Source organism: Bombiscardovia apis (assembly GCF_033095945.1).
Lineage (GTDB): Bacteria > Actinomycetota > Actinomycetes > Actinomycetales > Bifidobacteriaceae > Bombiscardovia > Bombiscardovia apis.
On record NZ_AP026800.1, the window covers coordinates 589,088 to 603,227 of the forward strand.

Below are 14,140 nucleotides of genomic sequence, written 5' to 3' on the forward strand. Positions count from 1 at the left end.
GCAATGGGTTAGCGGGTTAGTGGGCGGAGGTGGTGGTGTGTTTGGTTACTTTCAGCTGCTTGGCTGAGAACTGGTGGCCGGCGTAGGTTATGGCTGTCAGGGTTGACAACGCCAGCAGTGTGCCGCCGCCTAGGCGTTGGATGGGCAGCGCTCCGGCCTGGGGCAGGGTGAGGAAGGTGTAGTAGTCGTAGGGCAGGGGGTAGTCGGGTTGGGCGATGCCGCCTAGGGTCCAGTGGATGTTGGCGGTGACTCTGCCTTCGGGGTGGGCTGGAGCCGTTGTGTCCCAAGTGGGGTCGTTCCATGCGGGGGTCGGTGTGGCTTCGGTTTGGTCGAATTTGATGCCAGTGACGATGATCTGGGGGATGCCCACGGGCCCGGGCGTCCTGCGGTTGGTGGTGGTGCCGTTGCCGAGTTGGCCGTAGCTGTTGTTTCCCCAGCTGTAGGTGTGGTGGTCGCTGCCGATAATCAGGCCGTGATTGCCGCCTGCGCTGATGGTGGTCCAGGTGTTGGTGGGGTTGCCGCTGCTGGCCGGGTTGACGGGTGTGGGTGTGCTGCGGTTGGTGGTGGTGCCGTTGCCGAGTTGGCCGTAGTAGTTGTTTCCCCAGCTGTATGCGTGGTGGTCGCTGCTGATGGCGAGGCTGTGGCCCGCGCCTGTGCTGATGGTGGTCCAGGTGGTGTCTGGTTTGCCTGCTGGGTCCTTGACGGGTGTGGGTGTGCTGCGGTTGGTGGTGGTGCCGTCGCCCAGCTGGCCGTACTCGTTCCATCCCCAGCTGTATGCGTGGTGGTCGCTGCCGATGGCCAGGCTGTGATACTCGCCTGCGCTGATGGTGGTCCAGGTGTTGGTGGGGTTGCCGCTGCTGGCAGGGCTGACGGGCGTTGGCGTAGTCCGTCTGGTGGTGCCGTTGCCGAGTTGGCCGTAGTAGTTGTTTCCCCAGCTGTATGCGTGGTGGTCGCTGCTGATGGCGAGGCTGTGCCGGAGGCCTGCGCTGATGGTTGTCCAGGTGGTGTCTGGCTTGCCTGCTGGGTCCTTGACGGGTGTGGGTGTGCTGCGGTCGGTGGTGGTGGTGCCGTCGCCGAGTTGGCCGTAGTAGTTGTTTCCCCAGCTGTATGCGTGGTGGTCGCTGCTGATGGCGAGGTTGTGGCCCGCGCCTGCGCTGATGGTTGTCCAGGTGGTGTCTGGTTTGCCTGCTGGGTCCTTGACGGGTGTGGGTGTGCTGCGGTCGGTGGTGGTGCCGTCGCCCAGCTGGCCGTACCCGTTCCATCCCCAGCTGTAGACGTGGCCGTCGTCGCCGATGGCGAGACTGTGAAGGTCGCCTACGCTGATGTGGGTGAAGTGGACGCCGGCGGGTGTTTTCACGCGTACGGGCTGGCTGCGGTTGGTGGTGGTGCCGTCGCCCAGCTGACCGTCTTGGTTGTTGCCCCATGCGTAGGTGTTGCCGTCGGTGCCGATGGCGAGGCTGTGCTGGTCGCCTGCGCTAATTTGGGTGTAGGCGAAGACGGTGGTGGGGTCGGGTGGTGTGATGTGGATGGGGTTGCCGCCGGTGTCGGGGCCGGAGGTGGGGGAGAGTTTGAACTCCCATGCCTGCCAGGTGGCTTTCAATGTTTTGTTGCTGTTGATGGGTTGGGTGAAGTCCCATGGTTGGTTGGTGGTGGTGTCGGCCCAGCCGGTGAACCGGTGGTGCTCCCAGCTGGGGTCGGGGCTGGGCCAGTCGATGGGCTGCGGGTCGTCCGAGTACACGAACTGGTCGCCTGGCAGCGCGCTACTGCTGTGCCCGGTAGCGTCGCCCAAGACAAACTTGACCTTGTAGGCGGTGGCGTAGGTGTAGTGGAGGGTGACGGTGCCGGTGTAGTAGTTGGGGTTGGTGACGTTGCCGTTGGGGCCGAGGGCGTCGATGTGGTAGTGGACCACGACGTTGGCTGGTCCCGCGCCGTGTAATGGCACGTGCATGTCCCAGGCGCCGGTTGTGGTATTGATGGTTTTCTGGCTGACGGACGTGCCGTCGAAGGTGACGGTGTCGATCACGTATTTGGCTGTTCGCACCTGTATGGGTGTGTTTTTGTCGGCGCTGTTGTCTGGCGGGTTGCCGGCACCGTTGGTGCCGTTGCCGAGTTGGCCCTCGGCGTTTCTTCCCCAGGTGTAGGCGTGGCCGTTGTCGGCGATGGCCGCGGTGTATGCTCCTCCCGCGCTGATTTGCGTGTAGTGGGCTCCGGGCGCGAGCTCGCCTTGACGTACCTTGATTGGCGTGGTGACGGTGGTCTCGGTGCCGTTGCCGAGTTGGCCCTGGGTGTTGTCTCCCCAGGTGTAGGCGTTGCCGTCGCTAGCGATGGCAACGGTGTGCGTTCCGTCCGCGCTGGTCTGGGTGTAGTGGGCTCCGGGTGTGAGCTCGCCTCGGCTGACTTTGACGGGTGTTTTGGCGATGGAGCCGTTGGTGCCGTTGCCCAGCTGTCCGTAGTCGTTTCTTCCCCAGGTGTAGGCGTTGTCGTCGCTGGCGATGGCTACGGTGTGGTTCGAGCCCGTGCTGACGCTGGTGTAGTGGGCTCCGGGTGTGAGCTCTCCAGCGCCGACCTGGCCGGGCGTGCTCTGGATGTTGCCGCTGGTGCCGTTGCCGAGCTCGCCGACGTAGTTGTCTCCCCAGGTGTAGGCGTTGTCGTCGCTGGCGATGGCCGCGGTGTGCATTCCTCCCGCGCTGATTTGTGTGTAGTGGGCTCCGGGTGTGAGCCCTCCTTGGCTGACTTTGCCGGGCGCGCTGGTGTTTCCTCCTCTGGTGCCGTTGCCCAGCTGGCCGGCGTTGTTCGCTCCCCAGGTGTAGGCGTTGTCGTCGCTGGCGATGGCGGCGTTGTGGTAATCGCCGGCGCTGATTTGTGTGTAGTGGGCTCCGGGTGCGAGCTCGCCTTGGCTGACTTTGACGGGTGTGGGGGCGTTGGGGCCGCTGGTGCCGTTGCCGAGTTGGCCTTGGGTGTTGTTTCCCCAGGTGTAGGCGTACCCGTCGTCGCCGATGGCCAGGCTGTGCCCGCCGCCTGCGCTGATCTGGGTGAAGCGTACACCCACGGGCGTATGGACGCGTACTGGCAGGTTGCGATTGGTGGTGGTGCCGTCGCCCAGCTGACCGTCTTGGTTGTTGCCCCATGCGTAGGTGTTGCCGTCTGAGCCTATGGCCAGGCTGTGTCCGCTGCGTGAGCTGATCCGGGTGAAGTAGACGCCGCTTGGCGGGGCGGGAGGTGTGATGGTGGCTGTGGCGTCGGCGTTGGCGGGGCCTTTGGTGGGGGAGAGGGTGAATCCGTTTACGGTTTCAGAAGTTTGCTGGTTGCCGCGTGTGAGCTGGCTGGAGGGGGTGTTTGGGGTTGGTTCAGCGTGGGCTGAGGTCGTGAGACCGATTGCCCCCCCCCCAAGGACAGTCATGGCTAGTGTCACGATAGTGGCGCTAGCAGCTCGCAGACTACGCATTATTTCCCTCCAAAACGGCCTACAGCACGCTTTTAGGTGTGGGCCGGTACTTAATAGCCAAGTAATCAATAAGTGGGTTCTATGCGGCGAAATTATGGTTCCCCAACCAATTCAAGCACGCAAAATACCCGTATCTAACCACCAAGTCTAGCATCGCAGTCGCAAGGCCGCATCCGCCACAGGTTTCATGCTCGCGGGGCACTGCTGTATATGCCTATTGCCTATTGCGGAGGGGGTTGCTGTACCTGCGTTTGTTCGCAATCTGGTAGCCGGCAAGAACCATTCCACCCATCGTGCCGATGGACATAATGGCTGCTCCGCCTATACGTCGAGTGGGAGTAGCTCCCGCAGCGGGCAGAGGAAGGCTGTCGTAAGTGAAAGGTAAAGGATAATCATCTTGTGCTTGACCGCTGATTGTCCACTGTATTTTGACCGTGGCTGGGCCTGGTGCGTGGTCTGGGGCGGTGACATTTTCCCATACCCCTTTAGTGCTGTTCCACGTGGGAGGGCTGGTGGTGGAGGGAGTGCCATCGAAGGTGACGCCTGTAATCTGTAATCCGTGATCAATCTGCGAGAGTTTGACAGGTTCGGGTTTGTTGCTAGGTGTGCCAGATTCACCGTCTCCGAGCTGGCCGTACTCGTTGTCGCCCCATGTGTAAACTAGTCCTTCGTCGCTGATGGCCAGACTGTGTTGGCCCATGGAAGACACGAGCTTGGTGAAGTGGTGGCCGGCGGGCAGGTCCCCTTGTCTTACGCGCTCTATGCCTCCTTGGTTGCTGGCAGGAGTTTCCCACTGCCATATCCCGTCACCTTTCACGCCGTTGCCGAGCTGGCCGGACCAGTTGCCGCCCCAGCTATATAAAACGCCGTCGGAGTATGCCAGAACATGCTGTCCTCTGGCAGCGATCTGATCAAAGGGCGCTCCAGTCGGTGAGTGTATGACGATGGGCGTGGTTGCACTCCCTCTTCCGATTGCAGAGCTGAAGGGAAAGCCGAGCGAGCCATAATAGTTCCATCCAAAGCCATACAACTGCTGTTGATCGTCTATGGCGAAGACGTGGTTGTCTCCGGAGATGATTTTCACGAAGTGGCGTCCTGCCGGTAGCTCTCCTGGCAGGGCCTTGACGATTGAGGTGCTGACGATGCCTCGGCCAACGTCGCCGTTGGCAAGTTGACCTTCCCAATTGCGTCCCCAACCGTAGATGTCATGGTTGCTAGTCAGGGCCAAACTGTGATATCCGCCCGAACTGACCTGTACGTAGTGGGAGCCGTCGGGCGGGGAAGCGACGAGATGGGGCTGATTGCTGTCGATGCGATCGCCGGTGGCCTGCTGTCCATAATTGTTGCGGCCCCATACGTATACATTGCCTTGATCGTCTAGGGCGGTGCAGTGGAAGGCACCAGCGCCGAGCTGCGTAATGGGGCCGGCACTAGCCGGTATGGCCACCTCAACCGGTACGTTGCTGCTGCCGCGGTCGGTACCAGTGCCCAACATGCCATACCGTCCGTCGCCCCAGCTGTAGACCTTGCCGTCATCGGTCAGGGCCCAGCTGATGTCCCAACCAGCGCACACCTGGATGAAGCGAACATTGTCTGGCGTTTTGACCCGAACCGGGTGAGTGCTGGAAACATAGTCGCCAGTACCGAGTGCGCCGAAGTCGTTTTTCCCCCAAGCATAGAGGGAGCCGTCGGAGGCGATGGCCAGGCTGTGGTACCAGCCTCCGTCCACTTGGGTAAAGCGCAGGCCTTCAGGCGGAGCAGGCGGTGTCACATTTATAGCCGTGCCGCCCGTCGCTGAACCTCTGACCGGGTCGATCGTGAACCGGTAGGGCTCCCACTTGGCTTTTAGCGTCATGTCGGAGGTAATGGGCTCGGTGAAGTCCCAGAAGTGGCCCGGCCTGTCTTCCCAACCCAGAAACCAGTTGTGTTCCTTGGTCGGATTGGTCTTCGGATAGTGAGCGGCTGTCGGGGTGTCTTGGGGTACACGCTGGTCGGGCAGGGCTTGGCTGTCACCTCCGTTGATATCGAATTGGACGGTGTAGAAGGACAGGTACAGGTAGTGCAAGTTCGCTGTCTGTACCTCGCCTGGAGTCATTGCGCCTGAGGAAGTTAGGTAGTTCAACCGGTAGTCTGCATACACGTTAACTTGTTCGGAGCTGTTGATTGGTACCGGCACTTTCCACGCCCCTGAATCCGGATCCTCGGTGTGGCTAGGTACGGGTGTGTTTCCAAACTTTACGTCGGATAGGGTGAATTCTATGATTGGGGTTTCCATAGGAGTGGGCTGGGTGATGGCGGTGGAACCATTGCCCAGCTGGCCGATGCTGTTGTCTCCCCATCCATAGACATAATTGTTGCTGGCCAAAGCAAAGGAGCAGAAGTTCGTTGCGGTTACCTGCGTGTAGTGGGTGGAGATTGGTAATTCGCCTTGATTGATTTGCACAGGGGCGAGCTGGTCGGTGCCTCCATCGTCGCCCAGCTGACCGGTAGCATTGCTTCCCCAAGTGTAGACCTTGTTGTCACTGCCGAGGGCGATCGTGTGGTTTAATCCTGCGCTGACCTGCGTAAAGTGCTCGCCGGCTGGCAGTGCGCCTGTATTGACGAGCACAGGCAATCTTTGTCCAGTTGTGTTGCCGGTGCCGAGCTGTCCGCTCTCGTTGGCCCCCCAAGCGTATAAGACATTATTCGTGTCTATGGCCAAGGCGTGGTTGTAGCCCATGTCCATGCTCTTGAATTGCACATCGTCGGGCGCGGCACCTAGTTTGACCTGCACCGGAGTCGAAGAACGCGTGATTGCACTACCATTTCCCAATACCCCGTATTGATTAGCTCCCCATGTATAGAGCTTGCCGTTGCTGCCCAAGGCTAGTGCGGTGTTTAAACTAGAATTGGCGATCCGCACGTAGTGCTCGCCGGCAGGCAGCTCTCCTTGTGCGACCACAACGGGTAAGTTGCTGGAAGGGGTGAGCCCGTTGCCCAGTTGCCCCATTGCGTTCTGACCCCAAGCGTATATTCTGTTGTCGCTTCCCAGAGCTAAGGCGAAGCCGTTGCCCGCCGCGATTTGGATGAAGTGCTCAGAGGTCGGCAGCGCACCTTGGGCGATGGCTTGGGGCAGGGGCTGATTGATCTGGAGAGGTACAGCAGGGTTCCCCATCTCCCCATACGTGTTGCTGCCCCACGCGTAGATCTTATGGTCGTCGGTCAGTGCCATAGAGAAGGTGCTGCCTACGGTCACCTGAGTGAAATGGACACCGGACGGCGTTTTGGCCCGTATTGGACGAGTGCTGCTGCCGCCGCTGGTACCGTTGCCTAGTTGTCCGAAACTATTATCTCCCCAAGTGTAAACGAGATTATCTGAGCCCAGCGCTATGGAATGCATCACATTTGTCTTGATTTGGGTGAAGGAGACTTTTTTCGGATTTGGAGGTGTGACCGTGGTTTCAGCATTGGTGTACGCCCAACCTTGTGAGGGTGAGATAGTTAAACCGTCCACAGTCTCTGAAGGTGGATTGGAACCACGTTGGAGTTTGCTTATGTCGTCGTTTGCGGGATTAGCTGAACTGTGTTGTGCTATTCGGGAGATACCACAACCTACTCCAACTAGTGAAAGAAGTATCAAAATAGCGCACAGGGTGCGATAACGGCGCATAAAACTCCCCTCTCTAGAAAAGCACAAAATGTGGCTATGCCTTGTCAGAAAACCTGTGCTAAAGCAGCGCAGCCCAAGTTTAAAAGGGTTCCCCAACCCCCTGAGCATGTAAAGCTCAGTGCATGAGATCTTAGTTTAACACCTGCTTACTCAAGATGTCGCCATGAGCGAAGGTTACGGTTTGCCCTGAAAATGAGGGCCTCAGCTTCCATGTCTTGGCTCCTGCGGCGGGAAGAGACCTATGCCCATACATCAGTTCTATTCAGAATTGGCCGCGAGCTGCGCAAATGTGCGCTATTTCACAGAAGAAGCGTCCTCGAAATCCTCCCTTGTACGCCGTTTTGAGAGCTGATAACCCCCGTAGCTAGCGGCGGTGAGGCTGCTGAGTGTCACTACTGCTGGCAATTAGGTGCAAGGAGGGTGAGGTATCTGCATAAGAGAATGTAATCATAGGGAAGCCCCCCCTATGTCGGGGGGGGGAATTAGGTGCTTGGTGGCCGAAAAGTGCGCTTGCTGGCGGCTAATCGCGAACTTTCGGCCATTTTTGCCCTAAAAATGGCACTTTTTTGCGCACTTTTGCCCCTAATCGCGAACTTTCGGCCACTGAGGGGTATACGGGATATTGAGTACAGGCCGTTGGGTAACAAAACGGTGGGGGCTCGCCGGACTGTTTTAACTCGGCAGTTGCTCAGGCAGGTAAAGGCGAGCAGGTTCTTTTACCGCAGTCGTTGGTGTGTTCGTGGTGTTTTATTTGAACTCTTGGAGGTAGCGGTAGAGGGTGGGGATGGATACGTTGATTTCTGGGGCTACGAGGGGTACGGCGCCCTTCATGAGGAATACGCCCTCCTCGTGCAAATCGCGGATGACGCTGAGGCGCTCTTCTTTCGAAAGCTTGCCCCGGCTCAAGCCTAGGCGATCAATAGAGTCGTGAACCATGCGCTTGATGGTTTCACTCGAATCGCCTTGCAGATTTTCGTCGATAGTAGTGAGGGGCAGGTGGGCATTGCTGTTGCCGCTCAAAGAGGTCAAAATCTCAATAGCATCGTTCAAGCCGGTCACGTTGACATTGATGCAAAGAAGGCCAATTAGAGACTGAGAATCGTCTTTAATAAAGTAAGTAAAGGAGCGAAAAATGTGTCCGTTTAAGGACTTGCCCCGGTAATTGGCTACGTAGTCGTTGCTGATGGCGGAGCCGGTTTTAATCAGGCGCAGCGCTTGGTCAGTGGTGCCGTCGCCCACCTTGCGGCCCGAGAGCTTGCCATTTTTGATATACACTACGGAAGATTCAAGGTTTTGCACGTCGTGGACCACTATCTCCGCCATGGAGCCGAATGCTTCAGACAAAAAATCGGCCAGGGGAAAGACTTCCTCCAACTGGTGGACCGTAAAATGCATTGTCTGCTCCCAACTTTCGTCTTGCTCTTTCATTGTAAGCGGTGAGAGTGCCAAAAGGGCGGCTGCAGGGAAAGTGCAGCCGCCCTTTTAAGCAGGGAGAAGAGACTTCGCTTACTCGAACAAGTAGTTCTCATCGGTGCGCTGCTGGAAGCGGAATACGACAAGCAGCACGCAGACGACTACCGAGATAATGACAATGCCCCACAAGGAGCCAGTAACCGGGTCGATATTGAAAGCGCCAGATACGGCCTTGAAGAACCAAGTTGAAGAGGTGAAGCCCAAGCTCGTAATGGCGGAGAAGAGGCCCATTACCAGCGGGTAACGCTTGCGCTCGGTCAAATTGGAGAGCATGAAGGGGCAGGTGGCCATAATGATAGCTGAACCGGAGCCGATGAGGAATGCTGCCAGGCAGGTAATCGGGAGCGAGCGCGTGAAGAGCAAGAGCAGAGCCCCGGCCGCAAACAAAGCCAACGAGAAGGGGATCGTCATGTTTTTGCAGACTTGCTTGATGGAGTTAATGAGCAGGCCAATCACAATAGAAGCGCCAGTGTTGAACATAAGAGCTAAGCCGGCGGCATCGGAATTGCCCAGGTTGTACATGTCTACTTAGACCGCAAGTTTGTTATACATGACGGCAACGAGGAAGATGCTGAGGAAACCTAGAAGTTCGCAGACCACAATGTTTGCAGTGCTTTGACGGGCTCCTGCCTTGAGCTGATACTGGTCGGCGCTGCTGCTGTCGTCGGTGACTTTCTCGGCCGGAACGAAGAGGAAGACTGGAATGAGAGCCAAGACGGCAATGGCATAGAGCCAGTAGTTATATACCCAGCTTTGGAGGGCCAAAAGTCCGCCCACATACATAATGACCATCGAAGCGCCGTTTTGCACGGCCAGATTCCAGCCCATCAGCGTAGAAAGCTGCTTGCCGTGGAAGAAGTGCGCTTCCAAGCTGGGAAGCATGGTGGTAATAATGCCCACGCCAAAGCCTACGACGATGGCGAAGAAGAGGAGCTCGTTGACCGAATCATGCATCACAATCGGCAGCAAGCCACCCACGGAAACAAAGAGACAGGCCGTAATGCCTACGAAGCGGAAGGAGAGGCGTTCCAAGAGCTTACCGAAGATAACGGCGGAAACCATGGCGGCAGAGGAGCCGATGGAGACAATGGACTCAACTTTGGATGGATCTTCGTTGGGGAAGCTCTCCTGAATCTTGGCGACCGAGGGCGAGATGTTAGCGTCGAAACGCGAGACGACAGCCAGCACAAAAATACCGATGAGTACGCCAATTGTGGCCTTACTGAAGAGGGAACTGGCGGAAGTTTTGGATTGGTTGGTTGACTGGGGCTTGGATGGTGAGTTGGCCATGTTAACTCCTTCCTCCTGAGGCTACGATGGCCTCGATTTCGATGTCTGCACCGGGGATAAGTCCGGCTACGGCAAAAGCGCTCCGGGCTGGGTAAGGTTCCGAGAAGAACTCTGCATAGACCTCGTTCATCTGTGCGAAGTCGGCAAAATCGCGCAAGAAGACGGTGGTTTTAATGATGTCTTGGCGCCCGCATCCAAACTCTTTGACGGCTGTTTCAAGGTTGGAGAGCGCCTGTTGCGTCTGGGCACGAATACCCTCTGGATAAGTACCAGTGGCAGGGTCGGTGGGTAATTGACCGGAGACGTAGTATGTTTCACCCTGCTGGCGCCAAGTGGAGTACGGATGCGTTGACATTGCGGTGTCCTTCCTGTGTATGAGTTGGCCCAGCGCTTCGATGTGCTCGGCCAGATGTACTAATAATAACTTATTATCATGATTCTGCAAATATGGCAGAGGGGCTCTGGGTGACAATTGGTGCTGCTGTCTATTTGTGAATGAGTAAACGGCTGTTAGAAAGCGCTTTCTGTGAGGATTGACTGGTGGTTTGCTGATAGGGCTACTGTGTGATAATTTTATATCAACACACGGAGAGTGTGGGCCCATGTATTGCGCGGCGGGCTCTGCGGCCAGCGAGGACCGGATTGAAAGCTGCTAGGGCATAAGATATACGGCTCCGCATGGAGTCAAGTGGGCTGGCTGGCTGCTAGAGTTCAAGCAATGCGGTCGGTAGAGCGCACGAGGAAAGGATTGTCATGACGAAGTATGATTTCACCTCAATTATGGACCGGCGGGGCAAGGATGCTATCGCTATTGACGGCGTGGGGGCTATGCCCGGATTCAACCCAGACCCGCCAAAAGAAGGCTTCGATATCATCCCTATGTGGATTGCTGATATGAACTTTCCGACGGTTCCCACGGTGCCGCAGGCGATGATTGACCGTGCAAAGCACCCAGCATACGGCTACTATGCCATGCCAGATAGCTACTTTAAAGCCATTATTGACTGGCAGCGCGACCGCCATGGAGTCGAAGTGCCCAAGGAGGCCATTGGCTACGAGAATGGTGTGATTGGTGCCGCGGTTGCCACTCTGCGCTCCTTCGTCTCTCCCGGTGACTCGGTCTTGGTACACAGTCCCACTTACTTGGGCTTTACGAACATGCTCAACGACAACGGCTACAACATTGTCCATTCTCCACTCAAGAAGGATGCTCAGGGCACGTGGCGTATGGATTACGATGATATGCGCCAAAAGCTGCGCGACAACAACATACACGTGGCCGTCTTCTGCAGCCCTCACAACCCTTGCGGCCGCGTGTGGGAGCGTGAAGAGATTGAGGAAGCTATGAAGGTCTTTGAAGAGGCCGAGTGTACGGTGATTTCCGACGAGATTTGGTCGGATATTCTCTTGGGCGATTCCGAGCATGTTCCCACGCAATTGGTGAGTGAGTATGCCCGCAACCACACGGTCGCCACCTATGCGCCCAGCAAGACCTTCAATTTGGCAGGCTTAATCGGCAGCTACCATATTATTTACAACAAGGCCCTGCGCGACCGCGTCACTTCGATGGGGCACAAGACTCATTACAACGAGATGAACGTGATGTCTATGCATGCCCTGTTGGCTGCTTACAGTCCAGAAGGGCGCGAATGGGCCGACGAGCTATGCCAAGTATTGGCTGGCAACGCTGATTTTGCTTACAACTACATTCAAGAGCACTTCGAGGGCGTGGAAGTTTCGAAGCCTGAAGGTACCTACATGATGTTCTTGGATTGCAAGGGTTGGTGTGAGAGCCACAACAAGAGCTTGGATAAGCTCATTAAGGCTGGCTGGGATGTAGGTGTCACTTGGCAAGATGGTCGCCAGTTCCAAGACCCTTGGTCGATTCGGTTGAACTTGGCCTCGCCATTCAGCCGGATTGAGGAAGCCTTCAGCCGTATGGATAAGTACGTTTTTAACGCTGAGTAAGATTACTGCGCTATCTAGCAGGCACTGCCAATGCTAGTAAGGCGAAGGCGGTGGTTCCGGTGCTATTGGACATCAGGGCCACCGCCTTGCTCTTGAGACGCTTGCAAGTGAGCAAGAACTACTGGCATCTATAAGGGGGTTATATCGGCTAGTACCAGAGCGCTAATCAGGCGCCGACCTTGTCGCTCACTTTGTTGAGGGCCTCAACATCTTCATCGCTCAGCTCAAGCTTGGCTGCTGCCAAGAGGGCGGGCAGCTGGCTGGGAATGCGGGCCGAAGCAATAGGAGCCGCAATCTGCGGGCGATGGTTGAGCCAGGCGAGGGCCACGGTAGCCAGTTCAGCGTCGTGCTCCTTGGCGATGCGGTCCAGCTCAGAGACCACGTCGAGCCCGGCAGGTGTGAAGTAATCCTTGACCATGCCCTCGCGCTTCTTACCCTTCAAGTCGTCCTCGGTGCGATACTTGCCGGTGAGGAAGCCTGAAGCTAGCGAGAAGTAGGGGAACACGGACAGATTCTCATCTTTGGCCACCTGCATGAGTCCGCTCTCATAATCCTTGCGGTGCACCAGATTATATTGGGGCTCAAGGGCCACAGGCAGGGTCAGGTTGTTCTCGTGGGCAATCTTGAACCACTCACGAATGCGCTCGGCCGAATAGTTGGACAGGCCAATTGCGCGCACCTTGCCGTCTTTGACTAGCTTGTCGAAAGCGGCGGCGGTCTCCTCAAGCGGCGTCTTCTCGTCGTCGAAGTGAGCGTAGTAGAGGTCGATGTGGTCAAGGCCCAAGCGTAGGAGGGATTCATCGGCGGCTGCGGTGATATTGTCAGCCGAAAGTCCTTGGTACTGCGGGTGCTGGCTCACTTTAGTGGCCACCATGACCTGGTCGCGCTTGCCCGAAGTTGCCAGCCAACGGCCCAAGACTATTTCAGATTCGCCACCCGAGTGGCCCGGAGCCCAAGCGGAGTAGACGTCAGCGGTGTCGATAAGGTTGCCGCCCGCCTCCACGTATGAGTCGAGTACTTCCTTGCTGTTCGCTTCGTCGCTAGTCCATCCGAAAGTATTGCCGCCCAAAACTAGTGGGAACACATCAGTATCTATCAGCTTTGCCATCCTTGTGCCTTTCTTCTGTGCTGAGCACCCGGCTGTCTGCCCCCGTCTTGATGGCAAGTGCTTTACTGAGTTCTCTCACTTATTATTGTCCTCGCTTCGGCTGAACAATGAGTGCAATTGCGCCTCCTGCTAAAAAAGCGCGTGTTGGATAAAATTCCTACTTAACTCTTACCCTCGCTCCTGCCTTGTCTTCCTGATAGGCTTATGGCTAATAGATATAAGAGGAATCGGAGGGAAATATGCACGGATTATTAGCGCTGCTCGTGTTAGTTGTGCTACTGGTGATGGTTCTGGGGGGAGCTATTTACGTGGTGCCTCAGCAGAAGGCATATATTATTGAGCGCTTTGGTAAGTTCCATTCCATCGCCCTAGCAGGTTTGCATTTCAAGATTCCTTTTGTTGACCGCGTGGCCAATAAGACCAATATGCGGGTCAACCAGCTCAATGTGAAGTTGGAGACGAAGACGCGAGACAATGTGTTTGTAACGGTCATCGTGTCTACTCAGTTCCGTGTAGACCCCAAAAATGTAGCTACGGCCTACTACGAGCTACAAGACCCGGCCGGTCAGCTGCGCTCTTATATGGAAGATGCCCTGCGTTCAGCAATTCCTTCCCTCACCCTGGACGATGCTTTTGCTCGCAAAGACGACATCGCTTCCGATGTGCAGCGCACGGTGGGCCAAGAAATGCAGCGCTTTGGCTTCTCAGTTATCAAGACGCTGGTTACTGCTATCGATCCTTCCGCTCAGGTGAAGCAGGCTATGGACTCTATCAATGCTGCTCAGCGCGAGAAGGAAGCTACACGCGAGCGGGCTGAGGCTCACCGTATCGAGATTGAGACTCAGGCTACAGCAGATGCTGAGAAGACCCGCTTGCAGGGTGAAGGCCAGGCCAACTACCGCCGCGAGATTGCTAACGGTATCGTTGACCAGATTAAGAGTCTGCGCGCTGTGGGCATGGATATTGACTCAGTCAACAATGTGGTGCTCTTCAACCAGTATCTCGACGTGATGCGCTCGCTAGCCGAGTCGGCTAACGCTAAGACGGTTGTCTTGCCTGCCTCGACTCCAGGTGGTTACAACGATTTGTATAGCCAGATGACTTCTGCGTTGATGACGGCACAGTCGAGCGATTTGGCCGACGCTGCTGCCGAAGTGCAAGCTGCCAGTCAGCAGACGGGGTTGCAGTACTGAAGCTATGAGGTAAG

9 protein-coding genes are annotated in these 14,140 nt (G+C 56.7%); 2 read left to right on the top strand and 7 right to left on the bottom strand.

The genetic code is table 11. The features are described 5' to 3' along the window. Nucleotides 1–16: 16 nt before the first annotated feature. The 6 genes from R8377_RS02200 to R8377_RS02225 all read right to left on the bottom strand — a co-directional run bounded on the left by R8377_RS02200 (nucleotide 17) and on the right by R8377_RS02225 (nucleotide 10,461). Nucleotides 17–3,445 (bottom strand): RCC1 domain-containing protein, encoded by a 3,429-nt coding sequence (locus R8377_RS02200; protein WP_317643339.1) that lies wholly within the window; start codon nucleotides 3,443–3,445, stop codon nucleotides 17–19. Between the two features lie 214 nt (nucleotides 3,446–3,659). Continuing rightward, complete coding sequence (locus R8377_RS02205) at nucleotides 3,660–7,094, bottom strand: RCC1 domain-containing protein (protein ID WP_317643340.1); 3,435 nt, start codon at nucleotides 7,092–7,094, stop codon at nucleotides 3,660–3,662. A gap of 747 nt (nucleotides 7,095–7,841) precedes the next feature. Next, nucleotides 7,842–8,489, bottom strand: a complete 648-nt coding sequence (locus tag R8377_RS02210; RefSeq protein ID WP_317643341.1) for a helix-turn-helix transcriptional regulator — start codon at nucleotides 8,487–8,489, stop codon at nucleotides 7,842–7,844. Between the two features lie 111 nt (nucleotides 8,490–8,600). Further along, a complete protein-coding gene (locus R8377_RS02215; protein ID WP_317643342.1) occupies nucleotides 8,601–9,089 on the bottom strand; it encodes an MFS transporter in 489 nt (162 codons plus the stop codon). Nucleotides 9,090–9,095: 6 nt separating this feature from the next. Continuing rightward, nucleotides 9,096–9,857, bottom strand: a complete 762-nt coding sequence (locus tag R8377_RS02220; protein WP_317643343.1) for an MFS transporter — start codon at nucleotides 9,855–9,857, stop codon at nucleotides 9,096–9,098. 1 nt (nucleotide 9,858) lies between these two features. Next, nucleotides 9,859–10,461: a RidA family protein gene (locus R8377_RS02225; RefSeq protein ID WP_317643344.1), complete on the bottom strand. Its 603-nt coding sequence runs from the start codon at nucleotides 10,459–10,461 to the stop codon at nucleotides 9,859–9,861. Nucleotides 10,462–10,610: 149 nt separating this feature from the next. On the opposite strand from R8377_RS02225, the gene R8377_RS02230 reads away from it, so the two are divergent. Continuing rightward, complete coding sequence (locus R8377_RS02230) at nucleotides 10,611–11,825, top strand: MalY/PatB family protein (RefSeq protein ID WP_317643346.1); 1,215 nt, start codon at nucleotides 10,611–10,613, stop codon at nucleotides 11,823–11,825. Between the two features lie 166 nt (nucleotides 11,826–11,991). On the opposite strand, the gene R8377_RS02235 is transcribed toward R8377_RS02230, so the two are convergent. Continuing rightward, nucleotides 11,992–12,933, bottom strand: a complete 942-nt coding sequence (locus tag R8377_RS02235) for an aldo/keto reductase (protein WP_317643347.1) — start codon at nucleotides 12,931–12,933, stop codon at nucleotides 11,992–11,994. A 239-nt stretch (nucleotides 12,934–13,172) separates the two neighbouring features. Between R8377_RS02235 and R8377_RS02240 the strand changes: the two genes are divergently transcribed. Next, on the top strand, nucleotides 13,173–14,126 hold the full coding sequence (locus R8377_RS02240; protein ID WP_317643348.1) for an SPFH domain-containing protein: 954 nt from the start codon (nucleotides 13,173–13,175) through the stop codon (nucleotides 14,124–14,126). Nucleotides 14,127–14,140 lie beyond the last annotated feature (14 nt).